The organism is Arthrobacter sp. A5 (assembly GCF_051131705.1).
In the GTDB taxonomy this organism is placed as follows: domain Bacteria; phylum Actinomycetota; class Actinomycetes; order Actinomycetales; family Micrococcaceae; genus Arthrobacter_M.
The window spans coordinates 1,633,631-1,659,959 of sequence record NZ_CP180316.1 but is presented as its reverse complement, the minus strand read 5'-3'; the positions used below and the strand labels follow the sequence as shown (position 1 = coordinate 1,659,959).

Here is a 26,329-nt window from a genome sequence, read left to right as displayed (position 1 = left end):
GGATTAAGCTGGGAACATGTCGAATCCAGCTCCCGCATTGACCCTCACCGACGCCCAGCACCAGGTCTTGGAGGCCCTGTCCAAGTCTCGGCTTGCTTCACATCGCGAGGTGCAGCGGGCGCAGGTTCTCCTGATGGCTGCCGAGGGCCTGGCTAACGAGTGGATCTCCCGGGTGGTGGGTGTAAGCCCGGCGACGGTGCGGGCTTGGCGTGCCCGGTTCGTAGGGGAAGGGCTGAAGGAGTTCGGCAAGGTCAAGGAGGGGCGGGGGCGCAAGCCGGCGATCCCGGAGTCGAAGATCGCCGAAATCGTTGAATTGACGCGGTTTTCCAAACCGGAGGGTGCGACGCATTGGTCGGTGCGGTCCATGGCGGCACGTGTCGGTGTGTCTCCGGCGCAGGTGCAGCGGATTTGGGCGGCACGTGGGCTGAAGCCGCACCTGATCAAGACGTTCAAGCTCTCCACCGATCCGAACTTTGACGAGAAGCTCATTGATGTGTGCGGGCTGTACCTGAATCCGCCGGAGAACGCGATGGTTTTCTGCATGGATGAGAAGACCTCGATCCAGGCTCTTGACCGTTCCCAACCGTCCCTGCCGATGGTCAGGGGTCGGGCCGAGACCGTAACGCATGACTACAAGCGCAACGGAACCACCACGCTCTTCGCGGCCTTGGAGGTCGCCACGGGAAAGGTCCTGGGATCCTGCGTGCCCAAGCACCGGCACGATGAATTCCTGGGGTTTCTAAAAACCATCGAGAAGGAGGTCCCCAAGGGCCTTCAAATCCACCTCATAGTGGACAACTATGCGACCCATAAGCATTCGAACGTGAAAGCGTGGCTGGAGAAGAACCCGCGGTTTCACCTGCATTTCACCCCAACCTCCTCCTCCTGGCTGAACCTGGTGGAGCGCTGGTTCAGGGACCTCACGGAGAGGGCACTGCGCCGCGGGGTCTTCCACTCGGTGCCGGATTTAATCGAGAAAATCGAAGCCTACATCCGCGTCAACAACGAGAACCCCACGCCGCTGATTTGGACAGCGACCGCCGACTCCATCATCGAAAAAGTCCGCCGCGGACGCGTAGCCCTCCAAGCCACAAAACAAAACTGAGACACTACACTAGTACGACCCGGACCGCCGAAGTGTCGGGCATCAACCAGATCGAGACTGGTCGAGCCGCGCGCGCTGTGCTCGCGGCCGTACGGATCGCCGTGGGGCTCTTGTGGCTTCAGAACGTGGATTGGAAACGTCCGCCCGACTTCGGGCAGGCCTCCCAGAGTGGTCTGTACCAGTTCACCTCCGACGCGGTGAAGCATCCGGTGCTCGAGCCCTTCAGCTGGCTGGTGCAGAACGTTATCTTCCCTAACTTCGCGCTCTTCGGCTGGGGGGTGCTGATCGTCGAGTTCTGCCTCGGGGCGTTCCTGCTCGTGGGATTTTTGACGCGCTTCTGGGCGGCCATCGGCATCCTGCAGACCGTGGCCATCACCCTCTCGGTGCTGAACACGCCCGGGGAGTGGCAGTGGAGTTACTACCTGATGTTCGCCGCGCAATTCGTAATCCTGGCGACCGCGGCCGGGCGTATCGCCGGCGTCGACGGGCTGCTGAGACCGCGGTGGTCGTCTGCGGCGGGTCGTCCGGCTCGGATCGCGATGGTGCTCTCATGAGCGGCGCCAGCGGCCCCGCGGATACCCGTTCTGCCCGCACGCCGATGGGTTGGCGTGCCCGCGGCCTGATAGTTGCCGGCTTCACCGCCCTGAGCTCCCTGTTCGCGCTCGTGCACTACACGCCGCTGCAGTTCGTCTCGGTCAACCTGGTGCAGGCACTTGTGTTCGTCGGTCTGGGCACCCTCGCCGCCCTGGGATGCGTGCTGCGGATGCCCGTGCTCCTGTTCTCGGCCGGCACGATCCTGATCGTCATCGGACTGGTGCGCCTCGTCACCTACGGTCAGACGATCGGAATCATCTCCGGCTCGGTCAACGCCGCCTCCTTGATGGTCGGCCTCGGCGCTGCGTTCCTCGCTATATGGCTCACCTCGCGGCCGTTGCCAGAGAAAAGTTGACGAGAACATCGTTAATTTCCGGATACTCGACGAAGACCACGTGCTATCGCCGCGAGATAAGTCGCCGCGAGGCTCAGCTGTCGTGGACACAATTTCGACACAACCATTCGCGGCCACACAGATGGCCAGTTGTCACCATATCTATCAAAGATTCTGGGCTTCTCCAGGTCGTCATTGCACCTCCCGGCCAAGCACACGGCTCACAATCGTTGTCACTTTGCCCCGCAGTCGTACTCCCCGCCGTGAGCCGTCGTTCCGCATCTTAGCCTCGTCGTGAGTGTCCTCGTCAGAGTTCTGATCGTTCTCCTTCTTCCGCGTGCTTTCCGGACACGGAGACCGCCGCGGCGCTGTGCTGGTGTGTATCGTCGTCGTGCTGGTAGTAGGGGTACCGACGGTACTGATAGGACAGTGCCTGGGTCGTCGACTCACTGGTGACCGGATCGAGGTCGCGCTCCGCACGCCAAACGATAGGTGGCAGCATGGTGGTGTCAACGTCGGCTTGGCACACCTGAGCTTTCAGCCTGACCTTTGGCAGGTTCGCATACCCTACGGGCGCCCGCTGGAGCTGGAAGTGAAAGAACTCGGCCAGGATACCGGCGACGCCCCCGGCTAAGCCACAGCTTGTCGATCAATCACATTTTCACATCATCGACGTACCGACCGACTACGGCCCCCAAGAGCTGGCAGCCCTGCCGGGCCAGATCACGGAACTGAAAGATCTGCTCAATGCATCAGGGACCCCAAAACCCTAATAACTCTCAGCAGCGTAGAAGAAACCACTAATTCCGCTGTCCGAAATCCCCGCGGCAGCTCCGATCTGGGCGCCATGGCTATCCCGCGCAGCGGGACCTTTTAGTAGCAGATGTCAACGATACGGAACAGGCTGGGGCCGTGCATTTATGCAGGCCGATTTCTGCCCGGGGCTGTAGGACAAGGTCCGGGCGTTCGATGTATCGTGTTGATCCGCTCGCGGGGTTGAAATGATGTGGCAGATATCTGCGTCGGAGCAGTCGGCGGGATCGAGATCGTGGCTCGATTGAACGAGTCGTCCAAGTTCAGCTGCCAGGGCGGCGAGTTCGAGCTGGCGGGCTCGGACATCGGAGAGTTTTTCCTCGAGGAGGGCCGAGACGTGGGCGCAGGGTGCGTCACCGGAATCACGCTGGGCGAGGATGCCCTTGATATCTGACAGGGTGAGTCCGGCGGACTGGGAGGCGCGGACAAACTGCAGCCGACGGATGACAGTATCATCGTAGATCCGGTAACCGTTCGGCGCCCGGGTTGCGGTGGGCAGCAGTCCCTGGCGTTCGTAAAATCGGATGGTTTGAGTGTCTATGCCGGTGACGGCGCTGACTTCCCCGATGAGCATGATCTCAGTCTAAGGCTTGACCTTATACCGAACTTCAAGGTTTAGGGTTTCGGGTATGGAGATCACCCTGCAGTATTTCGACGGTTGCCCGAACTGGAAAGTCGCCGAGGCCGGGCTGATGACTCTTGCCGCGCAACGGCCCGACGTCGTCCTGACCCGACAGGTCGTGGACACGGTAGAGGAGGCAGAGCGGGTGGGCTTCCACGGCTCTCCAACCATCCTCATCAATGGCGCTGATATGTTCGCCGCCGGTGCGACGGTGGGATTGGCATGCCGCCGGTACATGACCCCGGAAGGGGCCGCGGGCTCCCCCAGCATCGAACAGCTGCGTTCAGCCATCGGCGCGGGCTGAAAGGCGGGGACAACGACGGCGAACCGCAACGGTCTGCTCCGCTTCCGGGGACCCATCAGGCGTGAGTGCTCCTATCAACGAGAAATGTCAGGGCAGCCACGCGATATTGACTAAGAGAAAGTTTGAAATGCCTCAGAACTACGATCTGCTGGTCATTGGTGCCGGGATGGCCGGGACCGCCGCGGCGACCAAATGCTCTTCGGCGGGGTGGCGCGTGGCGATCGTCGATGCACTTCCCTATGGCGGGACGTGTGCGTTGCGAGGATGTGACCCGAAGAAAATCCTGCGGCGCGGCGCTGAGATCGTGGAGAACGCCCGGCTGATGAAGGGCAAAGGAATCGACAGCGACGCACTGTCTGTCAACTGGGCCGAGCTGATGAGGCACAAGCACGGCTTCACCGGCCCAGTGCCGCAGAGCATGGAAAACAATCTGCACGATCAGGGGGTAGAGACCCTGCACGGGACCGCCAGCTTCACCGGACCAGCTCAGGTTCAAATCTCCGGGACGACGTTCGAAACGTCCAAAGTCCTGATCGCCACCGGCGCCACGCCCCGATCCTTGAACTTCCCGGGCACGGAACACCTCATTGACAGCACCGAGTTCCTCAATCTTAAGAACCTTCCTGCCCGCATCGTGTTCGTGGGCGGCGGTTTCGTCTCCTTCGAGTTCGCTCACATCGCTGCCCGCGCGGGCAGCTCCCCGGTCATCGTTGATCGGGGAGAACGCACGCTGAAATCCTTCGACGCGGACCTCGTCGAACTGCTGATCGACCGCGGCGCGCAGGGCGGGGTTGAAGTGCGGCGCGGCACAAGCATCACGGGCGTCGAGAAGACCCCCGCCGGCTACCGGGTACACCTCGATGAGGGCGGCAGCTCCGCAACCCTTGATGCGGACCTGGTGGTTCACGGTGCCGGACGAACCCCGGACCTATCGCGGTTAAACCTCGAAGCGGCTGACGTGGCTTACGGAAAACACGGCGTTGATGTCGCCGAGCACCTGCAGAGCACCACAAACCCCGCTATCTACGCCGCGGGCGATTCGGCAGACACCGCAGGTCTGCCGCTGACTCCGGTGGCCGTTTTCGAGGCGAAAGTCGCCGCTTCCAACATGTTGAACTCCGGTTTCACAGTTCCCGACTACGCCGCCACTCCGACGGCAGTCTTCACGATCCCTGAACTGGTCCGTCTCGGGATGCTGGAGCACGAGGCCCGGGACAACGGACTGAACGTGGAGGTCCGGTATTCCGACACCAGTAAGTGGTACTCGGGCTACCGGATCGGGGAAACCGCCGGCGCGGCCAAAATTCTCATCGACAAATCAACCCAACGCATAGTCGGCGCGCACCTATTCGGAGCCGGATACGCCGAACTCGCCAACACGTTCAGCCTGGCTATGAAACACGGACTGACCGCCCGGCAACTCAAATCCATGACGCCCACCTATCCGTCGGTCGGGTCCGACCTGAGCTCAATGCTTTAAGGCGGGGTCACCGTCACGACATCGAGTTCAACCGCGCCCGTTAGCCAGCATCGCGGTGATCAGCCGAGTCAGCGAGCAGCAGCGAGCCACGCGCCCTGAGGCATCGGAAGTGGGCAAAGCCCAAACGCCGATAACAGCGCATATGTAACCCAGAACCGGGACGGGCTCCGCAAAGTCAGCCCGTCTTCCCAGTGAAGGCCAACCGGTTGTTGAGCCTGTAGGCCTCGTCGAGGACTTGGGTCGCGTCCCACACGCGGCGGCGCTCTAGAACACAGGCCGCTCCAGCAGCCACGGGATGATCTTCTCGTCCGCGGATCCTTTGCGAGACCGGGCAAGTTTCAGCCACATGGCCGGCAGGGTATCGAGTGCGGCCACGGATTCCCGGGCCACCTCCGAAGCGCGGACCGCGGAGTGCGCCAGGTAGAGCACGAACGCATCGGCATCACCAGACCGGTAGTTATTGACCAGCCTGAAATACGAGCCGACGTCGGCGATCATCGCGGACGCGATCGGAGTGAGCGTGTTCTTCGTGAGCCCGCGACGGCGGGAGATCGCACCGATCGGGGTCCGCCCGATGCGGCCGTTGCCGTCGGTGAACGGGTGGATGGATTCGAATTGGGCGTCCCCGATCGCCGCCTGCGCCATGATGGGTACGTCGGGACGGTTGCAGAAGAGCATCGGGTCCGCTATCAACTCCGGCACGAGTTCCGGCGGGGCGGGACGTGAATGGCGCCTCGCGGTGAATGATCGCCCGTCTGCTTGCTGCAAAGGACGGGGTGAAGTACTCCGCCGCGAAAACGGGGGCTCACATGCGCCCTGTGTGGTCATTGCTCCAGCGGTCGATTCTTCGCTCCGAGTAGCGAGTTGCGGGAGTTTTACCCGCGGCGCTGAGGTCGTTACGTCAACCAACGCCAGTGGTGTATCAGCTGTCCTGGAACTGACGGCACCGACACCGGCCGGGAACTGCAGTTCAAGGGCGGGGCAGGTGCGCGCTGCGCGCAACGGGCTTCACCACGTGTCGACGGTGACGTGCATCGCGTTGAGGTATTGGTGGATCTCATCGGCGTCGGCCCCCGAACGCATGATGACCTGCAACCCCAACAGGTAAGTGATAACGAGGTCCGTACGCGCTTGGGCAATCGCAGAATCGGCCTCCCCTTCGGGGAGGGCCCGATCGATGAGGGTGCGGATCTGCTCGCGCATCTGTCGTCGGTAGCTCTTCGAGAAGTCATAGCCCGGCAGGGTGCCACGCAGCTCGTTGGAGGCCATCACCATCAGGCACCCGTCGCGGCCCCGCTCGGAAATCGCGTCTACTTCGAACAGCTCCAGGAACCTGTGGACGCCCTCGGTCCCTGGCCCGGCCTGTTCGATCAGTGCGGCGAACATTGCAATCCGCTCGGCGAGGTAGCGGCGCAGCACGGTCGCGAAGAGTTCTTCCTTGGTGCCGAAGGTGCGATAAAGACTCGGCTTGTGGACCCCGCTTATCCTCACGATCTCCGTCATCGAGGTCTGGCCGTACCCCTGGCGCCAGAACAGAGCGGTCAGCTTGGCGAGTACAGCTTCCTCATCGAAGAGTCTCGGGCGACCGATCGCGGCATTCACGCTAAAGCTCATTTGCTCAGTCTACGTCGCCTGGAACGGCTTTGGTACCTCTCGGTAACAAAGCCCTGAAGATATGGTACCGTTTGGTACAGAACGAGAGTTCGTTCCCCCGGGTCGTGTCTGCGGCCCGCGACCTCAACCAGGAAGAAGCTTCATCGTGGATCTCAACAAACGCCGCGGCATCATCACCGGTGCAGGCCAGGGAATCGGCCAGGCGCTGGCCCTCGAGTTCGCTGCCAAGGGCGGTCACCTGCTGCTCGTCGGACGCAAAGAAGAAACATTGAAGACGACGGCGGATTTGGTGCAGGCCGCCGGCGGCAGTGCCGAACTCCTGGTGCAGGACTTGAGGACGCCGGATGCCGTCGACCGAGTGGTCGAGGCGGTCGCATCCTGGGACACCGTGGATTTGCTGGTCAATAACGCCGGCAACGTCCGGGCTGGCCGACTGGAGCAGTCCAGTGAAGAGGAGGTCCGTTCGATGATCGATCTGAACCTCACAGCACCGTTGCTTCTGACCAGGTCCCTCCTTCCGCGACTGCGCAGCAGTGGAGCCGGCACCGGAAGTCTGGTGCTGAACATTTCCAGCGGGATCGCGCTGGTGGGCATGCCGTTCTACGCGGTGTATGCGGCCACGAAGTCTGGCTTGGCGTCCTTCGGGGAGTCTCTGCGGCGCGAACTGCACGGCACGGGCGTGCACGTCGCGACCGTCTACCCGGGCGCCACGGACACGGCAATGATGAGCACCCAAAACGCCGACTGGGCGCGCCGGCCAGTGGCCGACGTCGTGGCCGACGTGATGGCCGGGCTCGCAGCGGGCGATCACGAAATCAACGCCACTCCCGAGGAAGGCCGAGGTCTGCAGCAGCTTAACGTCACCGACCCGCTTGCGGTCGATGCCGCGATTGCTCCGGGACTGGGCGAGCTGGAAGGTGCAGTCAAAGACCACAACAGCATCTGACCGGCGACTTACCAGACACTCTTCGAAGATTCCCTCAACCTCTGGCCGGCGATGGCCGGCCGAGACTGAAATGGAGACACCCATGATTGATTTCCAACGGCACGACGAAGACACAGCACCCGAAGAGAGCAAGGCTCTGCTCGCCAAGTCGAAGAAGCAGAACGGGAGGATCCCGGGACTGCACGCGACCATGGCCGAGGCGCCCGGCCTGCTCGAGGGTTATCAGCTGGTGCATCAGCTGTTCCTTAACTCGAGCTTCGACAAGGACGAACTGACTGTCGTCTGGCAGACGGTTAACGTCGAACACTCCTGCACGTACTGTGTTCCGGCCCACACCGGTATTGCAAAATCCATGAAGGTGGACGATGCAATCACCGAAGCGCTGCGCAATGAAACGCCATTGCCCAACGCCCGCCTGGAGGCCCTGCGCACCTTCACTTTGGGTATGGTGCGTGAGCGAGGAAACGTGGACGACGACGCCGTGCAGGCCTTTTTGGATGCTGGCTTCACCAAGCGCCAGGTCCTCGAAGTCGTCCTTGGCGTCTCGCAGAAAGTGATGTCGAACTACACCAACCACCTGGCACAAACGCCCGTCGACGCGCCGTTCGAGAAGTTCGCCTGGCACGAAGCAGCCGCAACGGCCTAATGTCGTCGCAACGCCTGCCAAGAGAAGCCTGTCCTCAACAAATCAGTCGTTCGGTTGCCGGAGTAGACACCGTTGCCGGGACATCCACGACAACCTGTTCGTGGGAGACCAGGAACTGGGAGATGCTGTGGCCCAAGCCTTTGGCGCCCTCAACAGCGAATGTTGGGTCAGCGAAAGTCGATGACCATTACACCAGACCGGGCCCGGTTCCCTTGCTCATAGTGAATCTTCGCGTTCCAAGGTTCTTGCCACTGTGATCCACGGCGACCGCCGTGATTGAAGCCTTGTGCGGATCGATGCCAATGATGGTCATGATGCTCATTTCCGATACTTTTCCAAAGGAAAGCACCCGCCGTGGACATCCTGACTCCAAGTAAATGCACGCCTCTGTCGAACCACACCAAGGGCCGGTGACGGCCGGCACGGCACTATGTTTGAGCCAGCTCCAAGAGCGGCAAGGGAGATAGCGCTCGTCATCTTCACCGACGCTACCTAGACAACGGGAAAACCACGGCCGTACGCGGCATTGGTCGAAGCGCTATCCCCCTTCTGCGACGACTCCCGCGTCGACATGCAGTCGACAAATACCATCACCCTGCCGATGGCCACCGCGTATCCCAACTCAGGTGCCGCCGTTGAGCATTTCAAGGGCACTCTCGAAGCCACGGAGGGCCAGGTCGCCATATCGCGGGCCAGAACCCTGTGGGCCATGATCCTCGATACAGGATCAATTCCCGGGACCAACAGACCGGCGAGCTGCTCGCGGACCTCCAAATCCCTGCCATCCGAGATCGGCTGATTGCCGATATCCCCGGGATCGATGAACCCATCACAGAGATCCTCCTCGCACGGACCCATCAGGCACCACAATGGAGCCGCGTGGTGATGCTCAGGGCGCGGCGGATGCGAAGGTCATCTTCCCGGGCGATGATGACGCCTTCGACTGATTGTCCCGGTTCCAATAGCTCCTCCTGTACGTAGCCCATGTAGCGGTGGATCTGGCCGACGACAGCGTCGCTGGCGCGTTCGCGTTTGAGTTCCCCGTGGGCCGTTCCACTGTTTACCGCACCGTCGAACGGGCGCGCCAGAAAGCCGGCATCACAGTCGACTCCTGACGCTCGGCGAAGCCAGGCCAACGGTGCGAAAACCGCCAAACTGAGCTGCGGAAAACCCGCCATTCTCTGTTAACGGTCACCCGCATACCCGATGTCCATCAGTGATCCTCGGATATTTCACTTTTCACAAGCTCTGGTAGCGGATGTAGTTCGACTCCATGCTGGGTTCCATGACGCCCTGTCAATCATGCGTGAACGTTCCCCCGCTGCCGTGACAGAGGCAAGGATCAGTGGCGTTTCGCTTCGCGGCCAGCGGTGGCCGGTCCCACCGTCGCAGGCTCCGTCGGTTTCGATCCTGTTGTGTTTACGGCGTTTCTTGCTGCAGACCGCCGGAATGGGAGCTAGCCGCTACGCGCTGGTGTACGGTATTCGCTTGTCCGGCCGTTAGGGCCAGGAAACCGTCACGGATTTTAACTAGGCTCGGGTTCCTGGGATCCTAGACTTGATGGCGGGATCGTAAATATTCACGCACTTCTTGCGCGATATGAGCCGGGGTTTCAGTGCGACTGGGAAGGCTGGCGCTGTGGCTGCGGCCTGGATGGAGGGTATCCCAAGCGGATTTTTTGCCACCCTCTCTGCCCGAGCCGGGTGCATTTGAACCAAACCCTGGAACAACCGTGTTCCAGACTGGTCCTGTTTGCGTTATCAGCATCGTCTCGCCCAACGGAATGAAGATGGGCTCCACAGTCAGGAGACGGAGGCTAAAGTGATCCACGTTTAGGTTCTCAGCTGCCACAGCGTTCCGCTGGTGGTTCCGAAGTCTGTTGCGCAACGTGAAGGTTTCTACGCCGTCGCTCAGACCGAGGCCTGTCCGCCCACCCTCCGGGATGGCCTTGCCGACATAGATTGGGTACTGGGGGCCTTCGGGGCCGGAGTTTAAATCCGATAGCAGTTGGTACGGCTCAAAATCGCCGGCGTAGTAGATCGCATATATGCCGGCTCCGGGCTGATTTGGTACGGCTGCCAGCGGTACCGGCTCCATGAGCATCATGGCATTGGCAACGCTTATCCCTAAGTTTCTCTTATCCAGTGGATTGAATGGGATCATAGGGCGGGTTGCAGCGCGTCCTGCGCCAGCATATTGGCGCGGAACTCGGCCATCGCGAGATGTTGTGCGACACTTCCGGCAACGACCTGGGCAAGCTTTACAGGTACCGCGTTTCCGAGCTGGCGCATGGCTTCACCCCAGGCGCCGTGGAGTTCGTAGCGGTCCGGGAAAGTTTGCAGGCGGGCACTTTCCCGGATTGTGAAATAGCGGACTGTGCCGTCAACTCTGCGCAACATGTTCTCGCCTCCCGGAACGCCGTGTCCTCCTGCTTTCAGTGCCTTGGCTGGGAGGTCCAAGGGACTTCCGGTGTGGCCCGGATAGGCCTTCGCCCCAGGTTGCAGCAAATGATTCAAATGGACCCTTGAGCCCTTGACCGTCGGCTCCGGAAGATCTTCAAATGCGTCACGGACCGTTCGCCACGGGCGGCCTCCCAACTCACTCTGTGTCAGTTTCCTAAGCCCTTCCACCCTCCGATTCTCGCGATCAGTGAGCAGTGGACGTTTACTGACAGGGACCTTGTGTCGTTCCCAATATGCGCCTGTCACCCACTGATCATGGAGCAGAGCATCGTAGGAGTGCGTGGGAGCAGGGAAGGACCACTCGGCTTCCTGATCTGAGCGGAATCCCACAAGAAACACCCTGTGTCGCTGCTGGGGAACTCCGTAATCAGCGGCGTTTACCAGTGTAGGAACCAGTTGGTATTCAAGATCCTCGTTGTGACCGGAAGTGTGCTCAGCCTGTAGTCGCGCGTAGTGATCGGCCCAGGTTTCTGCGTCGCGGGCAACCATGAGCGGATGAGCCAGACGCAATTGAATGTAGGAAAAGTAGTTGCTGAATGCCGATCGGGTCAGGCCCCGAACGTTCTCGAGTATGAACGCACGGGGCTTGAGCTCACGAATGACCTCCGTTGCCGCAGGGAACATATCCCGCTTGTCGTCGGCGGACCGTGCTTTCCCGCCCATGCTGAAAGGCTGGCAGGGCGGTCCTCCGGCGACCAAATCGATTTCGTCAACACCGGACCAGTCGACCAATCGGACGTCCGATTCAACGACGTCCCAGTCAGCTACGAGTGGGTATTGATGCGCCTTGTTCTCGCGCATGGTGTCGCACGCCCAGCGGTCCCATTCGACGGTCTTGACAGAGTTGAACCCTGCCAGCTCGCATCCCAAAGCTAGTCCACCGGCGCCGGCAAAGAGTTCAACTGATCGCATTCGAATATCGTAGCCGAAAGCTGCCGTGCTCTTTTGCCTTCATAAGGGTGTCAGATCAGATTGCACCACGAGCATCCACTCACCGTCCCCGAACCTGATCTCAAACAACGGCTCACCCCGTGCATCGTTTCCGCGCGGATTGGCCTCAAAATATGGCCACCCATCCCTTGTCTGAGCCACAGCATCTCTCGTCTGAACCGAGTGGAAGATTCCCAGCGCAGGAGCGCCTCGGTACGCGTCATCATGATCTTCCACGGACTTATTCTCCCCTGAAGCAATGGCGTCCGTCCGACAGGACGGATGAGGCGTCCTTGAGCATGCCGGGACGGTGGCGGGATCAGCCTTAGCGGGTTGACTTGGAAGTCCGGTGAGCTAAGGAAGACCGTTGGGACAGCCGGCAGCGCAGCCGTGGCGAAGCTCCACAACCATCACGTTGGTGTTGAAAATGACGAATAGGGAGCATCCCTCTTGGAGTCCGAATTCTTGCGCGAAAGTCCGCAAGCTCGAGATACTTGGTCCGCCCGAGAGGCGGCGAACGGTGACCGGGGTAACCCCATCGAAGTCGAGATGAGAGGGATAAGTATGAAGGCCCAACTTCCAGGTCAGCCAGACGTTGACGCCGATTCCGCTGCCCCGCAACAACTCGGCGTTGACAGAAAGTTTCACTGCTACCGTATTACCCGACTCAGCCATATATTCCGGCTTGACAGGCTCCTGCAAAAGTATCGGCGTAGCGCCGCGACGGATGAGATCATACGTACCGTCTTCTGTTTTCCCCACGTCTGAGCTGAAAATGCATTGGTTTACCCGCCACGGGGTGACCGGATAGCGGCGGATTGTCTCCGCCGTTAGTTGCGGCAGGGTCAGCGGACCCAAGTCCTGAAGGACGTCGATCACGGCTTCCGTGGCGTCTCTATAGGTAGTGCCACTGAGATGGCTCCATTCTCGGAGGGCCCATGTTCCCTCTGGCCTAATCTGCGTGAAACGGGCGTCATTTCTGCGCATCACTTCCGACAGCGCCCTGGCGGATACAGCGCCGATTTCGGCGGCGATTTCTTCTGCCTCGGCCGGCTCCACCCGCTCCGATAACCAGAGATAAGCTGAGTCTGCGCTCTTGCTGGAGCGGCGGATCCAGCCGCCGCTTTTGTCTTGAAGAATCCCGGATCCCGGTGCCGTCAGGGCATCTTCAATAGGAAAGCCCGCAGGAACCTTCGCCGATGAGCAACGGTCAGCGAACTCGTCGCCCTTGAACGGGGCATCCTCAATCAGCGCGCTGAGTGAACTGAGAACGATAGTGGGGTCCTTCACCCACCAGTCCGGAAATCGTCGCCCCCACACTTGGCAGTGCTGATACCCCATGGACTGCAAAAAGGCAGCAATGCCATGTGAGCATTTGGTTTCAGCCGTATCTTGCACACTGTTGATATTGAAGGCGCCGACGTCGTCGGCCAACCGGTCCAGCTCGGCTGCGAGGGTTGGAAGGACCAGGGAAATTGCCGATTTCAGCAGGTTCCGGCCCTTCTTTTCCAGCTGACGTACGCGTTCGCGCGTGACAAGCAGGTCCTGTCCTATTTCGTCGAGCGTGAAGCCCAGCAACCGAAGTTCCAGAATGTTACGAGTACGGGCGTCCAGGCCATGCCATATCGCCCCGACGAAGTCGACGTTTTCCTGCGAAGTTTCGTCGCTGGTCATTACCCCTCCGTCAGTGAGAGATGGATTACTTTCAGTCCGCAGCGCTCGGCCAACCGGATGTTGTGGGCTTGCACGTTCCTTGGGGTGGGATTGACGAAGGAGGCTGTAAGGCACAAGACCCAGCTCCGGGTCTCGCCTCCGGCAAGTGATGACAATGCAGCCCAGACGAGATGCTTGTAATCGCGTACGGGACCCCATGCAAAGGTGATCTCCTCGTCATCACCATATGCAGTGACCCTCAACGGTTTTATTTTCTGACTTCCCGGGATCACCTGCCATTCGTCACCGAGGGCCTTCCGAACGATATGCTCTGGCGACGGTGCGCGTCTGGCTATGAGGTGCCCGTACTTCCCCTGGCCATGGACGGCTCGCGCGAACTCCTTCATGGGGCCGTCTTTGATCCATACGCGGGCTTCCTCGCTGGCCATGAATCGGCAAAGAGTCCCCCCGATGCGCGGGTCCAGCAACCATTCCTTGTACTGTCTCGACCGTTCCGTCAGGTTCATATGCGTCCATTTCAGGCGCTCGGCGTCAGCGAATAAGTGGGTCACAACCTCAAGTTCGATCTTTTCCGGAAGCAATCCCGCCATCGTTCAGTCAAGCCCTATCGGCGAAGGGAAGTTCAGCTGAACCTCATCGGATGCGGTCTCCAGGCTTGCGGCATCCTCTATCCAGTAATTCAATAGAGATCCTGCAGGCGTGTCATTGAAAGTTACGGAAGAGGCACTCGGTAGGGCCAGTTCCTCCGTTTCTAAAGTCTCCAGTGACCGCTTCAGATTCAAGGTCGCGGCCACACGGCGGATATCCGTGACAAAGTCCAGAACCCGCAGGGAGTCCTTGCCTTCACGCAGGCGTAGTCCCCGCCCCAGCTGTTGGACGAAAATTCGGCGGCTGTGGGTCACCCGCAGAAATCCTATTAGGTTGACATCCGGGACATCGACGCCCTCGTTGAACACATCGACGCAGGTAATAATTGGTACGCGGCCCATCCGGAATGCGTTCAGCAGGATTTGACGTTTTTGTCGATGAAGTCCGCTATGAAGGTATGCCGCATTTTGCCAAGCCGGGTCGGCCGTCTTGAGCAGCTGGGCAATACGCTCAGCATGGTCGATCGTCTGGCAGAACAGGATCGCCCGCGGCTGCCTGGTCTGATGCCATGCGATGCGCAGCTCATCAATTATCTGTTCGTCCCGTTGAGGCAGGAACAACGCCCGGTTCAGCTCGCGCAACGAATACCCGTGTTCACTGGCGGATTTCACGAAGTCCCAGTCGAGGTTGTCGACATACATCCGATAATCGATTTTTGCCAGGTAGCCCTGGGACATGCCTTCGGCGATGCCTAAGCTGTAGGATGAAGGACCAAATCTGTCCGTAATGTCGAACTTGTCGCCCCGCCAGGGCGTTGCCGTGACACCGAACTGTTGTGAGTCAGGGCAAAGGTCCAACAGCTCCGAAAACATGCCCTCCTCACCCATATGATGTGTCTCGTCAACCATGATCAGCCCGGGGCGGTATCCAGACTTAACAGCCGTAAGGGCGGAGTCCACGGTGGCGACGGTTACCCCGTCCAAGGAGCGGGCCTTGCTATCACTGTGAAGAGCCTGAGTGGGCGTGTTCTTGTCCAGATGACCCCAAATGGCCTTCTCCAGTTGATCGACTAGCTCCTTCATATGCGCAACGATTAGAACTCTGGCGCTGGGATCTACCTCGAGGTGGCGGCGGATCACCTCGCCTCCTACGACTGTCTTGCCCAAGCCGGTTGCGAGAATTAAGAGCGCGCGTCCCGCGCGTACCAGGTCACGTTCGATGGCTTCGACTGCGCTCTCCTGATAGGGGCGGAGCGCATAGCGTTGAGGAACCCGATCCGGCATTTCAGACCAAATCTTGCTCAGGGTCGCACCGTGCCAGACGAAGGTCCGTATTCCGACTCCCCCGAGGGCCGCAAGACGCTCAAGAGCCGGCCTATTGAGGCTAGTATTGGTTGCGATAACTGCCTGATCCGCGCCATATCGTGTCCGGGCGCGTTCGATATCATCAACGCCCGTACGGTCGACAGGCCCACGACTAGACCATTTGCATTGCACAACCCACTGCGCCCGATCCCGTACGGCAAGGATGTCAGCTCCGTGATCATTCGCACCGTCAATCACTCGGACATCCGAGAACCCCAAATGCCACAACGCGCGCTCCACCGCAAGGGTCAAACCAACGGGTCCCCGGGCCAGGAGCGCTTCGGCGCTAAGGAAGCTGGTCATTATCCAGAAAGTTCATTGGAGAGCAGGTCGCAACTCCATCGGATGCGCTGAAGCTGCGCCACCGAAGGGGTCGTCTGTGCGGTCAGGACGGTGGCAAGATCGTTGAGATAGCCAACAACCTTAGCCACGCTCAACCGCTGGGTGGCGGGTGACGCCAGGGAAGAGTACGGCCCGCGGAACACCTTGCCATCCATGAAGGCTTCAGGCCATGACTCCAGGAGCTTAACGAGGTAGAGCGGGGGTGCGTACAGGAGGAAGGTTCCGTCCTTCCATACGTCAGACGTGTATTGACCACCCTCGCTGACTATGCCGTTTTCGATCGTGGTGCGCTCGTCGGGGGTGAGATATTGAACTGCGCGCTGGGGTTCGCCCTCAACCTGCTTTGAGACCAGCATCCGGATCTCAAGGACCAGGTCGTACGCCTGGCCTTTGATAGTGGCAAAGTCGATCGCGGTATCTATTAGACAAGCCGTGCGGAGTTCAGCGATGATCTGGGTGAGGCTCAGCGTAGTCTCCGCGCGGACTTTCATCAGAGGAGCCACCTCCATGAGCAATGCGTCAGCATAGGTAGCACCAAAACGCGCAAAAAGCGGGTGTTTGGGATCGAGAAACGCCTTGGCTGCGCGTCCAGCACCGAGTTTTAGCCACACCGGTGTGCGGTTGCCCAGTTCGTCAAGCAAGGGAGTCGTCTTTGAGGCAAAGGTTTCAACGTCCAATGATCCCAGTTCGGGCAAGCCGAACGTGCGGGAGAGCTCAGGAATGTTTACGGAATCGACGGCGAGGCGATCCAGTCGTTCCTGCACCGTTTCATTGGGCGGGGCAACTTTCGCCGCCTCCCGCCCAGCTTCCTCCGGCGCCTCAGGCATGGCGGTGGTAATCCCCCCAAGGGCCGCCAATACAGCATCCACGTCAGCTTGATCCGGTGATCCTTCAGTCGCGGTGGCCACCTTGTCAGAGTTCTTGCGACTCTCGTGGCTCTCTACCGCTTCCCACCACTTCGCGTCTGTTTGATACTCCGGTACGCCAGCCCAAAAGTGCCGCGCCCATTCGCGCGTCTGGTTGTGGATGGGGCCCTTGCCGTCGCCGGGGACGAGATTCCGCCTGCCCGCATCGACCCGCCGGTAACCTTCCACGAGCCGGGCGAGCGGACTCGTATTCCTTGGATAGCCGAGACGTTCCGCAGATTTGGGCAGCAGCGGTCCTTGTCCCCTTAGAAAGTCCATCGCTCCCCGCCAGCTACGGTCGCTGTACTCGAACGCGTCCTTGCTGTAGGTGACAGGAACGTGGTCGAGATGGATCTCGCCGACGATGCGGCCACCCATATGCACCAGTTCCACGGGGTACTCAGGGGTGGTTCCGGCGACAGGATCATTGGGGTCAGTCCAGTCGAAGACTTTCTTATCGAACTGGAGAATCTTCCGGCCGTTACGAAGGAAGTCGACGCCGTACTCACGTTTGTCCAGATGACGTTGGATCCCGAGCCAGCCGTGGATACGCCGTTCACGTGTCTGCAGGATGGGAGAAGCGCACTCCTGGCACGTGTTGTAGCCGATCTCTTGCCAATTTCCGCATTGACCGCACGCATCCGCGGCGCTGTACGGTTGATCGATTTTGATGACAGCGGGGATCTGTTCGGTGTTTTTCCCGGAACCATAGGTAACGTAGCGGTCTTCTCCCCAGACGCAGGCACGCCGTGGACGGACCTGTACACCTCCTACCCAGAGTTCGATGGGGGACGAGTCCAGAATCCAGCTGTATGTGCGGCCAAGTACTTCGCGGAGCTGGGTTGCATTGCGTTGGAGCCATTGAGCATGCCGCGTTTTAAGCTGTCCGATGATGATCTTGGTTCCATGTTCACTCAGATCAGTTTTGGCCTCGCTCAGATCCTTAGCCTGAAAATCCTGGTTGATTCTTCCCAGATCGATTTCAACACCGGTCCATTCCGGATCCCCAGCTTGGGTCGTGAGGACCTGCGTCCTGCCACCGAGACGTGCGGTGCTTACGTTGAACCCCATGCCGAAGAGCCCCAATTTGTCCCAACGGTCATTGCTCGACCAGCCGGCACGAACGGCATTTTCGAGCGCTGCCCGGCTCATCCCGCGACCAGAATCCTGAATCATGACTTCCGCATCCTCCAGCCGGCCTCTAACGTCCGGGAGCGCCACACTCACTCTGAAACCGCCTGGCCAAGCCATGCCTGATTTGAGGATTTCGGTGAAATCATCGAAGGCATTGTCAATGAGTTCCGCTATGCACTGCCACTCGGCGAACTCGATTTCCCCGAGCATGCGCAATATCCGGGGTGAGGGTGTAATATCCACAAGCCACTTCTTTCTTAGGCAGTAGCAGTGGAGTCCACTTTCCCCAAAGCACGATGGATCTCCAGCATAACGTCTAGATCTGACAAGTTTCCGGTGTCGGTCCTCCAACCGACGCTGTTGACCATTGGAGTCCCCTGGCAGGCCATCGAGCCGATGGTCGATTCTCGGTTCCAGTACACCTCACGGCCTTGTTAGTCGGGATTTCGGCATCCGGGGGCTGCGAGGTGGTTCGGGTAGGCCAGCAACGAACGCTTAGGTCCTTGCCGACCACGTGGTCGTGAGAGTTGGTGGCGGCTGTCGAAGCTGTAGGCAGAGGCGCACGCTTGTTAGAGAGATGTCCATGACGGGAGTGGAAGGAGCACCGCCGGGTGAATGAAGAGAATCCCGTCGAAATCGATCCGCTGGTCAGTAGCCGTATGGCGAAGGTCCGAGCCGGGGACACTAAACCTGAAGTCGCACTCAGGAAGGCCCTGCGTTCTCTTGGGTTGGGAGGATACAGGGTCAATTTTCGGCCAGTCCCCAAGTTGCGGCGAACCGCCGACATCGCCTTCCTGAGGGCCAGGGTTGCCGTAATGGTTGACGGTTGCTTCTGGCACCGCTGCCCCGAGCACTACAGACCCGCAGTCCAGCGTTCCATTTTTTGGTCAGACAAGATCTCTGGCAACGTTGCGCGGGATCAAGAGACAAATCGTGCCCTCGCTGAGCATGGCTGGCTCGTAGTCCGCATCTGGGAACACGAGGACTCCCTGGCTGCGGCGCACCGTTTAGCCGAAATAGTGAAGGGTCGTCTACCCTCGAAGCCACTAAGAAAAGAGCCAAAGCTTTCCTCATTCAAAGGTGATCAGTCCAACGGACGAGACGGCCGAAACTGACGGGCACGAATACCAATTACGATGGGCTTATGATGACAGGTCCGCGGTGTGGCTGGTCCCAGCCGGGGAGCGTTTTATCTAGCTGGTGGCCCTGTTCCGGGGATATCAGCCGCCGGTGTTTGTTATGCCGTTGACCATGCAGCCAGACACCCAGAACCCGTTCTTCTTCAGTGTCGAAGCCGTGGTAGCGGGGCCAACGGATCTGATCTTTGAGGAACTGTTGCGTCTGGCCGAGTCTGTAGTACCAGCGGGCAGTGTCCTGTAGTTCCCGGACGGTGGTTCTCCACTCCCCTGTATCATCCAAGGCTTTTTGCTGCGACTCAGTGAGCTGTAAATGGCGCTCCTGCACGCGTTGCCTGCTCAACCAGTGGGCGAGGCCTCTTTCAATCTTTGTGTGGCCGGTTGTGACGGGTGTCCTGCTGGTTTCTGCCATGAAGCTCTGCAGCTGCTGGAGTCGTCTTAGCCATTCCTTGGAAGGTTTGAGCTGCTGTGGAGTTTTCGGACAGTGGGCCCTCTTAAAATGGGGGTCTACTGAAAGTAGAGATCAGCATGACTGCAGCACGCCGGCGTTTCACCCAGGAGTTCAAAGACGAGTTGTGTCGTGAGGTGATCAACACGTCCAGACCCATCAGGGATGTTGCCACCGCTTACGGTGTCGGCCCCGAGACTCTGCGCAACTGGCTGAACAAATACCGTGAGGCCAACGGGGGCACCGAGACGGACCTGACGTTGCCGGAACGGGCTCGCTTGAAGGAGCTCGAGAGGGAAAATCAGGAGCTTCGAGCCGAGACTCTCTTCTTAAAAAAAGCGGCCGCTTACTTCGCGCGGGAGCAGCGGTAGTGAGCAAGTACGAATACATCGACTCCCAAAAAACTGAGCCCGCCAACCTGAATTCGGTCGTGAAGATGTGCCGCTGGTTAGGCGTCTCGACGTCCGGCTTCTACCACTGGCTGACGCGCCCGCAATCGGCGACTGCCACTCGCCGGAAGGCCCTGATAGCGCGGATCCAACACTATTTCGAGGAGTCTGAAGGCACCTACGGGTATCGTCGGATCCACGCCGACCTCGCCGCGGAGCAGACTGAATGTTCACCCGAACTTGTGCGGCAGCTCATGGGCCAGGAGGGCCTTGTGGCCTGCCAACCCCGGCCATTCCGGGTCACGACCGAGGCCGACGCCTTGGCTGCGGCCAACATGCCCGACCTCGTCAACCGTGACTTCACCGCCACTCGCCCCGGGGTGAAGTTTGTCGGCGACATCACCTACATCCACACCTGGCAAGGGTTCATCTACCTGGCCACCGTCATTGACTGCTACTCCAAGAAGGTCGTCGGCTGGTCCATCGCCGATCACATGCGCACCGAACTCGTCGCCGACGCCCTTAACAACGCCGCCGCAACGACCCTGATAGAGCCGGACGCGATCTGGCATTCCGACCGCGGCAGCGTGTATACCTCGGCCGGGTTTCGGGCCTTGGTGACCGGCTTGGGGATGCGCTCATCGATGGGCCGCACGGGCGTGTGTTGGGATAACAGTATGGCGGAATCCTTCTTCTCGATGCTCAAGAACGAGCGTGTCTACCGGACCGTTTACGCGACGAAATCACAAGCCCGCAGCGACGTGATCCGCTATATTGAGGGGTTTTACAATAGTCGGCGCCGACACTCTGCGCTCGATTACCGACGCCCTAATGAAGTCCACTATGGTTATCAACAGCCAGCCCTTGCAGCGTAGAAGAATCCACCAATTCCGCTGTCCGAATTCCTCGCGGCAGCTCAGTTCGGCGCGCACTTGTATAGGTTTATTGGCCAGGTAGTCGTTCCGCAAGCCAGGGTCGAGAATGGACCGTCGCTGTAGGTGGCGATGCACGGTACTGCCCGGAGCACCGCACAGGTCCGCGATTCGGCGGAAGGAGAGGCCTCTCCGGTACATCAGATCCCATTCCGGGTGGAGGCTCTCCCGGACTTCTGGAGACATGCCTCGATTCTAGAACCATCCGGCGTTGGACGCCGTGGAATTGGCCACGGTGCTGGCCGGAAGTGAGGGTAACCGAAGCCTGTCCCTGTGTGGGGTCATAGGTCTAACCGTGAACGCCAAAGCGGTTCAGGCCCGTTTCGAGATCTGCTCGGAGGGTGTGGTCACGCCTGCCTTTTATCGTGACTCCTCTTTCGTTCGTTGTCCTGGGCGTGCTGTGCCGGGGCTGCCGGGGCTTGCTGTGGTTGTATTCAATTCCACAGAACTAGCATCCCATTTCGACCGATCGTGACCGCGCGGCGCCTGTCGCGTCCTTCTACCGAACCCAAAGCGGGACATCAGCCGGCGGTCCAAGCCAACCGCCATGCGCAACGTGTTTCGCCATTGGACGTCGACCGGGGTGCGGTAAACGGACGGCTGCAGTGAATGAGATTATGCTCGCCATATGGACTCCTTCGAAGTCTCCGTTGATCACGAACTGTTCCGCATCAGCGAGAGATACGAGCCAAATGGGACAGTCAACTACAACTTCGCTTGGCTGAACGGGCCGGCTGATGGAAACTACGGGTTCACTATCGGCTTTCCCACGGCTGATCCAGCGTCAGCCCAGTCAGGCAGTTCTTCAAAAATGTCCAGAGAGCAATTAGTCGTCCAGACGCAAGGCTTCCTGGATTCGTTCTATGGAATCGGAGGCATCGGGGAAGAAGATTTTCCGGATCATGTTCCAGCGCGAATGCGTGGAACGAGTAAAAGCTAGTTGTATTCTTGCAGAGTGACAGTTGGACCGTAGAGCGCATCAAAGCCCAAGCTTGGACGCACCGCTGTCCCGGCGGGAAACCTTCAGCGGGACGGAATTCTAGATCTTGAGGTCTTCCCATTCGAAATCGGTTATGATGCCGTTTTCCCAGTCTTGTCGCAAGATCGAGTAGGCGATGGAGGCGACGCGCCCGCCCGGCTCTTCCGCCCACCTTTACCTCATCTGTAACGGCAGCTGGCCGTCAGCAACAGCAATCCCACCGATCCCGGTTCGTGCACACACTTCCGTCACTCGCCAACATTCCTGATCGAGCCGCCTATAGGACCGCCCAACTCAGCCCATTTCACACACTTCCGTCACTCGCCAACATTCCTGATCGAGCCGCCTATAGGACCGCCCAACTCAGCCCATTTCACACGTCTGGCATCCAAGGTCCTGCCCGTCTGGTTAGATCCCGACGGGCAGTCATGCCGTGGAGCTTCACCAGCCCTATGAACGGGTATGAATACGAAGATATGCAACCAGTGCGGAGAGTCGTTTGAACCGAGGCGGTCCACCCAGCGGTATTGCTCTCCGGAGTGCTCGCATAGGCATCGAGATCGGGAGTGGCGTAAGCGTCACCAGCTAAAGGCGGCACAGTCACTGCGCGCGCAGTTTGCCGTCGCCGCGATAGAGAATCGAATAAATCGAGAAGGCGCCGTCACAAAGTTCCAGCGTCAATTGGTCGAAGCACAGCAAACCGCCCGTGACCAACTCGAGCATGAAGTCAACCGGCACGATCAGGAGTTAGGGAAACTCCACACGAGACTCCGCGATCTGGCATCAGTCAACGTCGACCTATGTAGTGAAATCCCCGAGCTGAAGGCACAGGTCACCGAGCTGCAGCTGGACAACGCACGTCTGCTCCACGGTCAGCATGCCGATTCCGAGGAGCTGATGCAGATCGCGGGCAGGTTGTTTCAGCTGTCGTCGCGGCTGGGCATCCCGTTGGATAAGGCCACCAAGGAGATTTTCCAGCGTCGCGGATGGCGGACAAATAGTCTGGTCAGCGAACCTTGACCGTCTCGATTGCCAAGCTGACCGCCGGCGTCGGTCTCAGATACCTGCTGAAAACCACGATGCAGGACGACCTGATCAAACCCGTCGCCGACGTCACCAGTTACTACATCAAGGCCGGGACCCCACAAGGACGCTGGCTCGGCCTCGGGCTGGCCGGCATTGACCGAAAACTGCAAGACCCAGTGACGTCCGCAGATGCCAACGCCTTATTCACACACGCTGCCCATCCAGACACCAAGGTAATCCTGGGCCGGCCACATGGCCGGATCACCGTCGCCTACCAGAACGGCGAGGAGAAGCAACGCCATGCGGTCTCAGGATTCGACCTGACATTTAGCGTCCCCAAATCCGTCTCCGTGCTCTGGGCGCTCGCCAACAAAGACGTTCAGGAGCAGATACTGAGAGCACACCACTCTGCCGTCACCACCGCTCTCACGTGGCTGGAGCAGGAAGCTATCCACACGAGAACCGGCCGCAACGGCGTCGCCCACGTCGGCACAAAAGGAGCCATTGCCGCAGCCTTTGACCATTGGGACTCCCGGGCCGGCGACCCCCAGCTCCATACGCATCTAGTCATAGCCAACCGTGTCCAACGCCTCAGTGACGGGGCATGGACCACTCTTGATTCCCGGATGCTGTACAAGGCCGTCGTTGCCGCCAGCGAACACTACAACGGCCTGCTTTTCGACGAGCTGCAACGCAAGCTGGGTACTGACGCCGAGTTCCGTCCACAAACCACGGCGCAGAGAAATCCCGGCCATGAGCTCTTCGGCATCGATTCGGAGCTCATCAAGGAGTTCTCCAACCGTTCGCGGCTCATCGACGCCGAAGCTGAGAGACTCAGCCAGGAGTGGACCCGCGAGCACCGCCGACAGCCCAGTGCCACGACGATCATCAAGCTCCGCCAGATAGCCACCCTATCCACACGCAAACCGAAGGACGAATCCCCCACACCTTTGCCTGCGCTCCGCGCGAGATGGCGGCAGCGGGCGGAAGCCAAAGGGCAGAACCCGAGTGCCGTCGTCGAAGGCGCCATCCACCGTTCCATACAGCGGCCTGTCAGGGCAACGGACCTCTCGCCGGATTGGATCAACGCCGCCGCGTTACTCACGCGCGAAGGAGTCGCGCAGAGGAGGGCTACCTGGAACCGTTGGAATCTGCTTGCCGAGGCCGAGCGCGGTTGCGCCGACATCCGTTGCTACTCCCCCGCCGATCGCCGCTTCTTGATCGACGCCGTCACCACCGCGGCAGAATCCCATTCCGTTCCGCTCAACCACGACCGCTACCGGCTGCCACTAAATGCCAGCGAAGACCTCGGCTACGCCGGTCGCAGCGTCTTCGATTTCCCAGGTACTCGGCTTTACACGGACTCCAACACGCTCGCCAATGAAGAGTTCGTCATGAATGCCAGGAACGACGACGGCGGTCCAGCCGTCCGTTCGGCCGAAGCCGCCGATCTGCTCTCCGCGTACCGGCACACCGCCAGCTATCGGCTTGCCGCAGACCAACGCGCCGCCGCGGAGACCGTGCTGACCAGCGGCAACCGCCTGGATGCAATCGTCGGACCGGCCGGGTCCGGCAAGACGACCACTTTGGCGGCCATTAGGGCCTCGTGGGAATGCAGCCACGGTGAGGGAAGCGTCGTCGGGCTTGCGCCTGCTGCTGCGAGCGCTGAGGTTCTGTCTAGGGAGCTGGGTATTGTGGCAGAGAACGTGGCCAAGTGGCTCTATGAGAGTGTTGGGCAAGGTGCCAGCAATAGGGCCGATCGTTTCCACGCTTTGGAGACGGCGCCGAACAGTCCACGCGACTTGACCGCAAAGTACCTCGCCAGCCTGTCGCTCCAACAGGCGCTGTGGCAGTTCACGATGCACCAGCTCGTCATCGTGGATGAAGCCTCGATGCTCTCCACCGTCCAACTCGCGGGGCTGGTGCACCAGGCGCGGGACGCGGGCGCGAAACTGCTGCTGGTTGGTGACCCCGCCCAGCTCGATTCCATTGACGCCGGCGGTATCCTTGGCTGGCTGCACCGTGAGGGAAAAGCGATTGAGCTGACGAGCATTCACCGGTTTACGCACGCGTGGGAAGGCGATGCTTCGCTCATGCTCCGCGACGGCAATATTGAAGCAATCGACCAGTACACGGCCCACGGTCGTATCTCGCACGGCGATTTCACCGCTATGGTCGAAGCCGCCTACCAAGCCTGGGCCAGTGACCTACATGCCGGTAAGTCATCCATCCTTATCGCCCCTGACAACGACACCGTGACCACTCTCAACGAACGCGCACACGCTGATCTGGTCGAGTCAGGCCGCGTCGATGCCGAACATACAGTCGACCTCAGTGATGGACTGACTGCGGGGCGCGGCGACAGGATCATTGCCCGCAAGAACAACCGCCAGCTGACCGATAGCAACGGCGACTATCTGCGCAACGGCACCCTTCTCCAGATCACGGAGCGACCGCGGAGGGGCAATCAAGTCGCTGCCCGGCGACTGGACACCGGCGCCAACATCAGGTTGGACCCGGTCTACCTACTCACCTCGGCAGAGCTGGGCTACGCGACAACTGCCCACCGCTCACAGGGCATCACCGTGGACACCAGTCACACCGTCCTCACACAAGGCCGCCTCACCCGCGAACTCTTCTACGTCGGCATGACCCGCGGCCGCACCAGCAACACCGCATACGTGTGCGAGTCCGACCCCGCTATTGACGAACCCCGAATTACGCAGCCGGCAGAGAATTGGCTCCAAATTCTTGGCGAGGTCCTGGCCTCCGAAGGCTCCGAACGCACGGCGCATGAAGTCCGCCAGACTCAACTCGCCAAGGGCGACACGCTCCAGCGCCTCGCGGCGGAATATGACTATCTTGCCCAGCTTGCCGCTGCCGAGCACCTTACCGCTGTCGTTGAAAAACTGATGCCCGACGGCGGCACTCACCTTCAAGAATCACCCGCCTGGGGTGCAGGAGTGGCGGCGTGGCGACGAGCCGTGGCCGTCAACCCGCTGGCTGCCGAGCGCGTGCTGGAGAACGCGCTGCGCCATCCCGGGGACGCCGAGGACCAGATGGCCGTTATCCACGCACGACTTCGCCAAGTCGCCGGCAATGCATCCCATGAATCTCTGGGCGTCCTTCAAGAGTCGCTGCACAGCGACCGGGCAGACTTGCGGGACATGATCGATCAGGTTCGCTCCCGCACCGTTCAGCGCCGTGTTCGCGTGGCTCGAGAGGCTCTTACTGCCCGTCCTCCTTGGGTCCATGCGCTAAACGTAAAAGTCGGATCCACAGTCGCGGTGGACCGCTTGGCAACCGTCGTTACAGAAGTCGCCGCGTACCGTGACCGATGGAGCGTTGATGCCCACATCGAGCCGCTCGGTCCAATCCCTGCGCACTACGAATGGGAGCAGATGCAGCATCGAGCGGACCTCGAATGCCGAATCCAGTCGATGACGGAGGGTGCGGCGCATCATGCACCGGCGGACCAGACGGCGCTTCCTGAACCTATTGCGCGACAACCCCTTATCTCTGTCGGCCCCGCGATCTAAGCTAGGTCTCGAAAGGAAGCGCT

At 60.1% G+C, this 26,329-nt stretch carries 26 protein-coding genes and 2 pseudogenes; 14 read left to right on the top strand and 14 right to left on the bottom strand.

Going from position 1 to position 26,329, the window contains the following annotated elements; all coding sequences use genetic code 11:
• The first annotated feature begins 16 nt into the window (after positions 1-16).
• Genes ACLLJI_RS07575 through ACLLJI_RS07565 form a run of 3 tightly spaced genes read left to right on the top strand, consistent with a single transcriptional unit; the run spans position 17 to position 2,054 of the window.
• Positions 17-1,105 (top strand): IS630 family transposase, encoded by a 1,089-nt coding sequence (locus tag ACLLJI_RS07575; protein WP_434615129.1) that lies wholly within the window; start codon positions 17-19, stop codon positions 1,103-1,105.
• A gap of 32 nt (positions 1,106-1,137) precedes the next feature.
• Entirely contained in the window at positions 1,138-1,659 is a 522-nt protein-coding gene (locus ACLLJI_RS07570; protein WP_434619799.1) for a DoxX family protein, read from the top strand.
• Positions 1,656-2,054 (top strand): Rv1678 family membrane protein, encoded by a 399-nt coding sequence (locus tag ACLLJI_RS07565; RefSeq protein WP_434619796.1) that lies wholly within the window; start codon positions 1,656-1,658, stop codon positions 2,052-2,054. Before ACLLJI_RS07570 ends, ACLLJI_RS07565 begins: the two co-directional genes overlap by 4 nt.
• Before the next feature lie 286 nt (positions 2,055-2,340).
• Here ACLLJI_RS07565 and ACLLJI_RS07560 read toward each other — a convergent pair whose 3' ends face one another.
• A complete protein-coding gene (locus ACLLJI_RS07560) occupies positions 2,341-2,535 on the bottom strand; it encodes a hypothetical protein (protein WP_434619793.1) in 195 nt (64 codons plus the stop codon).
• A 384-nt stretch (positions 2,536-2,919) separates the two neighbouring features.
• Positions 2,920-3,420 carry a heavy metal-responsive transcriptional regulator gene (locus ACLLJI_RS07555; protein WP_434619790.1) on the bottom strand — a complete coding sequence of 167 codons (501 nt, stop codon included), beginning with the start codon at positions 3,418-3,420 and terminating at the stop codon, positions 2,920-2,922.
• 55 nt (positions 3,421-3,475) lie between these two features.
• Between ACLLJI_RS07555 and ACLLJI_RS07550 the strand changes: the two genes are divergently transcribed.
• Both ACLLJI_RS07550 and ACLLJI_RS07545 read left to right on the top strand, forming a co-directional pair.
• A complete protein-coding gene (locus ACLLJI_RS07550) occupies positions 3,476-3,772 on the top strand; it encodes a thioredoxin family protein (protein ID WP_434619787.1) in 297 nt (98 codons plus the stop codon).
• Positions 3,773-3,899: 127 nt separating this feature from the next.
• Positions 3,900-5,252, top strand: coding sequence for a dihydrolipoyl dehydrogenase family protein (locus ACLLJI_RS07545; protein WP_434619784.1), 1,353 nt, complete (start codon positions 3,900-3,902; stop codon positions 5,250-5,252).
• A gap of 264 nt (positions 5,253-5,516) precedes the next feature.
• Here the strand turns inward: ACLLJI_RS07545 and ACLLJI_RS07540 are convergent, their stop codons facing one another.
• Positions 5,517-5,954 (bottom strand): Fic family protein, encoded by a 438-nt coding sequence (locus ACLLJI_RS07540; RefSeq protein ID WP_434619781.1) that lies wholly within the window; start codon positions 5,952-5,954, stop codon positions 5,517-5,519.
• 306 nt (positions 5,955-6,260) lie between these two features.
• Positions 6,261-6,866, bottom strand: coding sequence for a TetR/AcrR family transcriptional regulator (locus tag ACLLJI_RS07535; RefSeq protein ID WP_434619778.1), 606 nt, complete (start codon positions 6,864-6,866; stop codon positions 6,261-6,263).
• 145 nt (positions 6,867-7,011) lie between these two features.
• On the opposite strand from ACLLJI_RS07535, the gene ACLLJI_RS07530 reads away from it, so the two are divergent.
• Complete coding sequence (locus ACLLJI_RS07530; RefSeq protein ID WP_434619775.1) at positions 7,012-7,812, top strand: SDR family NAD(P)-dependent oxidoreductase; 801 nt, start codon at positions 7,012-7,014, stop codon at positions 7,810-7,812.
• A gap of 82 nt (positions 7,813-7,894) precedes the next feature.
• Complete coding sequence (locus ACLLJI_RS07525; protein WP_434619772.1) at positions 7,895-8,458, top strand: carboxymuconolactone decarboxylase family protein; 564 nt, start codon at positions 7,895-7,897, stop codon at positions 8,456-8,458.
• Between the two features lie 187 nt (positions 8,459-8,645).
• Here the strand turns inward: ACLLJI_RS07525 and ACLLJI_RS07520 are convergent, their stop codons facing one another.
• The gene (locus tag ACLLJI_RS07520) at positions 8,646-8,780 is read right to left on the bottom strand and encodes a hypothetical protein (protein ID WP_434619769.1); all 135 of its coding nucleotides are present in this window, start codon (positions 8,778-8,780) and stop codon (positions 8,646-8,648) included.
• Positions 8,781-9,029: 249 nt separating this feature from the next.
• Here ACLLJI_RS07520 and ACLLJI_RS07515 point away from each other — a divergent pair, with 249 nt between their 5' ends.
• The gene (locus ACLLJI_RS07515; RefSeq protein WP_434619766.1) at positions 9,030-9,257 is read left to right on the top strand and encodes a hypothetical protein; all 228 of its coding nucleotides are present in this window, start codon (positions 9,030-9,032) and stop codon (positions 9,255-9,257) included.
• 58 nt (positions 9,258-9,315) lie between these two features.
• On the opposite strand, the gene ACLLJI_RS07510 is transcribed toward ACLLJI_RS07515, so the two are convergent.
• The 7 genes from ACLLJI_RS07510 to ACLLJI_RS07480 all read right to left on the bottom strand — a co-directional run bounded on the left by ACLLJI_RS07510 (position 9,316) and on the right by ACLLJI_RS07480 (position 18,100).
• Positions 9,316-9,636 (bottom strand): hypothetical protein, encoded by a 321-nt coding sequence (locus ACLLJI_RS07510; protein WP_434619763.1) that lies wholly within the window; start codon positions 9,634-9,636, stop codon positions 9,316-9,318.
• A 373-nt stretch (positions 9,637-10,009) separates the two neighbouring features.
• Positions 10,010-10,621, bottom strand: a complete 612-nt coding sequence (locus tag ACLLJI_RS07505; RefSeq protein ID WP_434619760.1) for an Eco29kI family restriction endonuclease — start codon at positions 10,619-10,621, stop codon at positions 10,010-10,012.
• Entirely contained in the window at positions 10,618-11,832 is a 1,215-nt protein-coding gene (locus tag ACLLJI_RS07500) for a DNA cytosine methyltransferase (protein WP_434619757.1), read from the bottom strand. Before ACLLJI_RS07500 ends, ACLLJI_RS07505 begins: the two co-directional genes overlap by 4 nt.
• A gap of 372 nt (positions 11,833-12,204) precedes the next feature.
• Positions 12,205-13,524, bottom strand: coding sequence for a sigma factor-like helix-turn-helix DNA-binding protein (locus ACLLJI_RS07495; RefSeq protein WP_434619754.1), 1,320 nt, complete (start codon positions 13,522-13,524; stop codon positions 12,205-12,207).
• Positions 13,524-14,114, bottom strand: a complete 591-nt coding sequence (locus ACLLJI_RS07490; protein WP_434619751.1) for a hypothetical protein — start codon at positions 14,112-14,114, stop codon at positions 13,524-13,526. The genes ACLLJI_RS07495 and ACLLJI_RS07490 overlap by 1 nt, the downstream gene beginning before the upstream one ends.
• 3 nt (positions 14,115-14,117) lie before the next feature.
• Complete coding sequence (locus ACLLJI_RS07485) at positions 14,118-15,779, bottom strand: DEAD/DEAH box helicase family protein (protein WP_434619748.1); 1,662 nt, start codon at positions 15,777-15,779, stop codon at positions 14,118-14,120.
• On the bottom strand, positions 15,779-18,100 hold the full coding sequence (locus tag ACLLJI_RS07480) for an ATP-binding protein (RefSeq protein WP_434619745.1): 2,322 nt from the start codon (positions 18,098-18,100) through the stop codon (positions 15,779-15,781). Before ACLLJI_RS07480 ends, ACLLJI_RS07485 begins: the two co-directional genes overlap by 1 nt.
• A gap of 416 nt (positions 18,101-18,516) precedes the next feature.
• Between ACLLJI_RS07480 and ACLLJI_RS07475 the strand changes: the two genes are divergently transcribed.
• Together ACLLJI_RS07475 and ACLLJI_RS07470 are read left to right on the top strand one after the other, a co-directional pair.
• Positions 18,517-18,972 (top strand): very short patch repair endonuclease, encoded by a 456-nt coding sequence (locus ACLLJI_RS07475; RefSeq protein WP_434621346.1) that lies wholly within the window; start codon positions 18,517-18,519, stop codon positions 18,970-18,972.
• Positions 18,973-19,096: 124 nt separating this feature from the next.
• A complete protein-coding gene (locus ACLLJI_RS07470; RefSeq protein WP_434619742.1) occupies positions 19,097-19,237 on the top strand; it encodes a hypothetical protein in 141 nt (46 codons plus the stop codon).
• Between the two features lie 36 nt (positions 19,238-19,273).
• On the opposite strand, the pseudogene ACLLJI_RS07465 reads toward ACLLJI_RS07470, so the two are convergent.
• Positions 19,274-19,432 (bottom strand): annotated as a pseudogene (locus tag ACLLJI_RS07465) (hypothetical protein); the annotation flags it as partial.
• Positions 19,433-19,521: 89 nt separating this feature from the next.
• On the opposite strand from ACLLJI_RS07465, the gene ACLLJI_RS07460 reads away from it, so the two are divergent.
• Positions 19,522-20,705, top strand: a protein-coding gene (locus tag ACLLJI_RS07460) for an IS3 family transposase (RefSeq protein ID WP_434612585.1) whose coding sequence is annotated in 2 segments (ribosomal slippage) — positions 19,522-19,762 and positions 19,762-20,705 — 1,185 coding nt in all. Because the reading frame shifts where the segments join, the coding sequence is not laid out codon by codon here.
• Between the two features lie 126 nt (positions 20,706-20,831).
• Here the strand turns inward: ACLLJI_RS07460 and ACLLJI_RS07455 are convergent.
• Positions 20,832-20,903: pseudogene (locus ACLLJI_RS07455) on the bottom strand (helix-turn-helix domain-containing protein); the annotation flags it as partial.
• A 487-nt stretch (positions 20,904-21,390) separates the two neighbouring features.
• Here ACLLJI_RS07455 and ACLLJI_RS07450 point away from each other — a divergent pair.
• From ACLLJI_RS07450 to mobF, 3 genes are all read left to right on the top strand, one after another.
• Complete coding sequence (locus ACLLJI_RS07450; RefSeq protein WP_434619739.1) at positions 21,391-21,702, top strand: hypothetical protein; 312 nt, start codon at positions 21,391-21,393, stop codon at positions 21,700-21,702.
• A 720-nt stretch (positions 21,703-22,422) separates the two neighbouring features.
• Positions 22,423-22,761: a hypothetical protein gene (locus tag ACLLJI_RS07445; protein WP_434619737.1), complete on the top strand. Its 339-nt coding sequence runs from the start codon at positions 22,423-22,425 to the stop codon at positions 22,759-22,761.
• The gene (mobF, locus tag ACLLJI_RS07440; RefSeq protein ID WP_434619734.1) at positions 22,758-26,306 is read left to right on the top strand and encodes a MobF family relaxase; all 3,549 of its coding nucleotides are present in this window, start codon (positions 22,758-22,760) and stop codon (positions 26,304-26,306) included. Before ACLLJI_RS07445 ends, mobF begins: the two co-directional genes overlap by 4 nt.
• The last annotated feature ends 23 nt before the right edge of the window (positions 26,307-26,329 follow it).

What these genes read in the sequence shown, in the direction of transcription:
- ACLLJI_RS07495 (WP_434619754.1), bottom strand. Translation starts at nt 13,524, where the DNA reads ATGACCAGCGACGAAACTTCGCAGGAAAACGTCGACTTCGTCGGGGCG.
- ACLLJI_RS07545 (WP_434619784.1), top strand. Translation starts at nt 3,900, where the DNA reads ATGCCTCAGAACTACGATCTGCTGGTCATTGGTGCCGGGATGGCCGGG.
- ACLLJI_RS07485 (WP_434619748.1), bottom strand. Translation starts at nt 15,779, where the DNA reads ATGACCAGCTTCCTTAGCGCCGAAGCGCTCCTGGCCCGGGGACCCGTT.
- ACLLJI_RS07475 (WP_434621346.1), top strand. Translation starts at nt 18,517, where the DNA reads ATGGCGAAGGTCCGAGCCGGGGACACTAAACCTGAAGTCGCACTCAGG.
- ACLLJI_RS07520 (WP_434619769.1), bottom strand. Translation starts at nt 8,780, where the DNA reads ATGAGCATCATGACCATCATTGGCATCGATCCGCACAAGGCTTCAATC.
- ACLLJI_RS07470 (WP_434619742.1), top strand. Translation starts at nt 19,097, where the DNA reads ATGCCGTTGACCATGCAGCCAGACACCCAGAACCCGTTCTTCTTCAGT.
- ACLLJI_RS07450 (WP_434619739.1), top strand. Translation starts at nt 21,391, where the DNA reads ATGGACTCCTTCGAAGTCTCCGTTGATCACGAACTGTTCCGCATCAGC.
- ACLLJI_RS07565 (WP_434619796.1), top strand. Translation starts at nt 1,656, where the DNA reads ATGAGCGGCGCCAGCGGCCCCGCGGATACCCGTTCTGCCCGCACGCCG.
- ACLLJI_RS07525 (WP_434619772.1), top strand. Translation starts at nt 7,895, where the DNA reads ATGATTGATTTCCAACGGCACGACGAAGACACAGCACCCGAAGAGAGC.
- ACLLJI_RS07490 (WP_434619751.1), bottom strand. Translation starts at nt 14,114, where the DNA reads ATGGCGGGATTGCTTCCGGAAAAGATCGAACTTGAGGTTGTGACCCAC.
- ACLLJI_RS07515 (WP_434619766.1), top strand. Translation starts at nt 9,030, where the DNA reads ATGCAGTCGACAAATACCATCACCCTGCCGATGGCCACCGCGTATCCC.
- ACLLJI_RS07510 (WP_434619763.1), bottom strand. Translation starts at nt 9,636, where the DNA reads ATGGCGGGTTTTCCGCAGCTCAGTTTGGCGGTTTTCGCACCGTTGGCC.
- ACLLJI_RS07500 (WP_434619757.1), bottom strand. Translation starts at nt 11,832, where the DNA reads ATGCGATCAGTTGAACTCTTTGCCGGCGCCGGTGGACTAGCTTTGGGA.
- ACLLJI_RS07555 (WP_434619790.1), bottom strand. Translation starts at nt 3,420, where the DNA reads ATGCTCATCGGGGAAGTCAGCGCCGTCACCGGCATAGACACTCAAACC.
- ACLLJI_RS07505 (WP_434619760.1), bottom strand. Translation starts at nt 10,621, where the DNA reads ATGATCCCATTCAATCCACTGGATAAGAGAAACTTAGGGATAAGCGTT.
- ACLLJI_RS07560 (WP_434619793.1), bottom strand. Translation starts at nt 2,535, where the DNA reads ATGCTGCCACCTATCGTTTGGCGTGCGGAGCGCGACCTCGATCCGGTC.
- ACLLJI_RS07575 (WP_434615129.1), top strand. Translation starts at nt 17, where the DNA reads ATGTCGAATCCAGCTCCCGCATTGACCCTCACCGACGCCCAGCACCAG.
- ACLLJI_RS07550 (WP_434619787.1), top strand. Translation starts at nt 3,476, where the DNA reads ATGGAGATCACCCTGCAGTATTTCGACGGTTGCCCGAACTGGAAAGTC.
- ACLLJI_RS07535 (WP_434619778.1), bottom strand. Translation starts at nt 6,866, where the DNA reads ATGAGCTTTAGCGTGAATGCCGCGATCGGTCGCCCGAGACTCTTCGAT.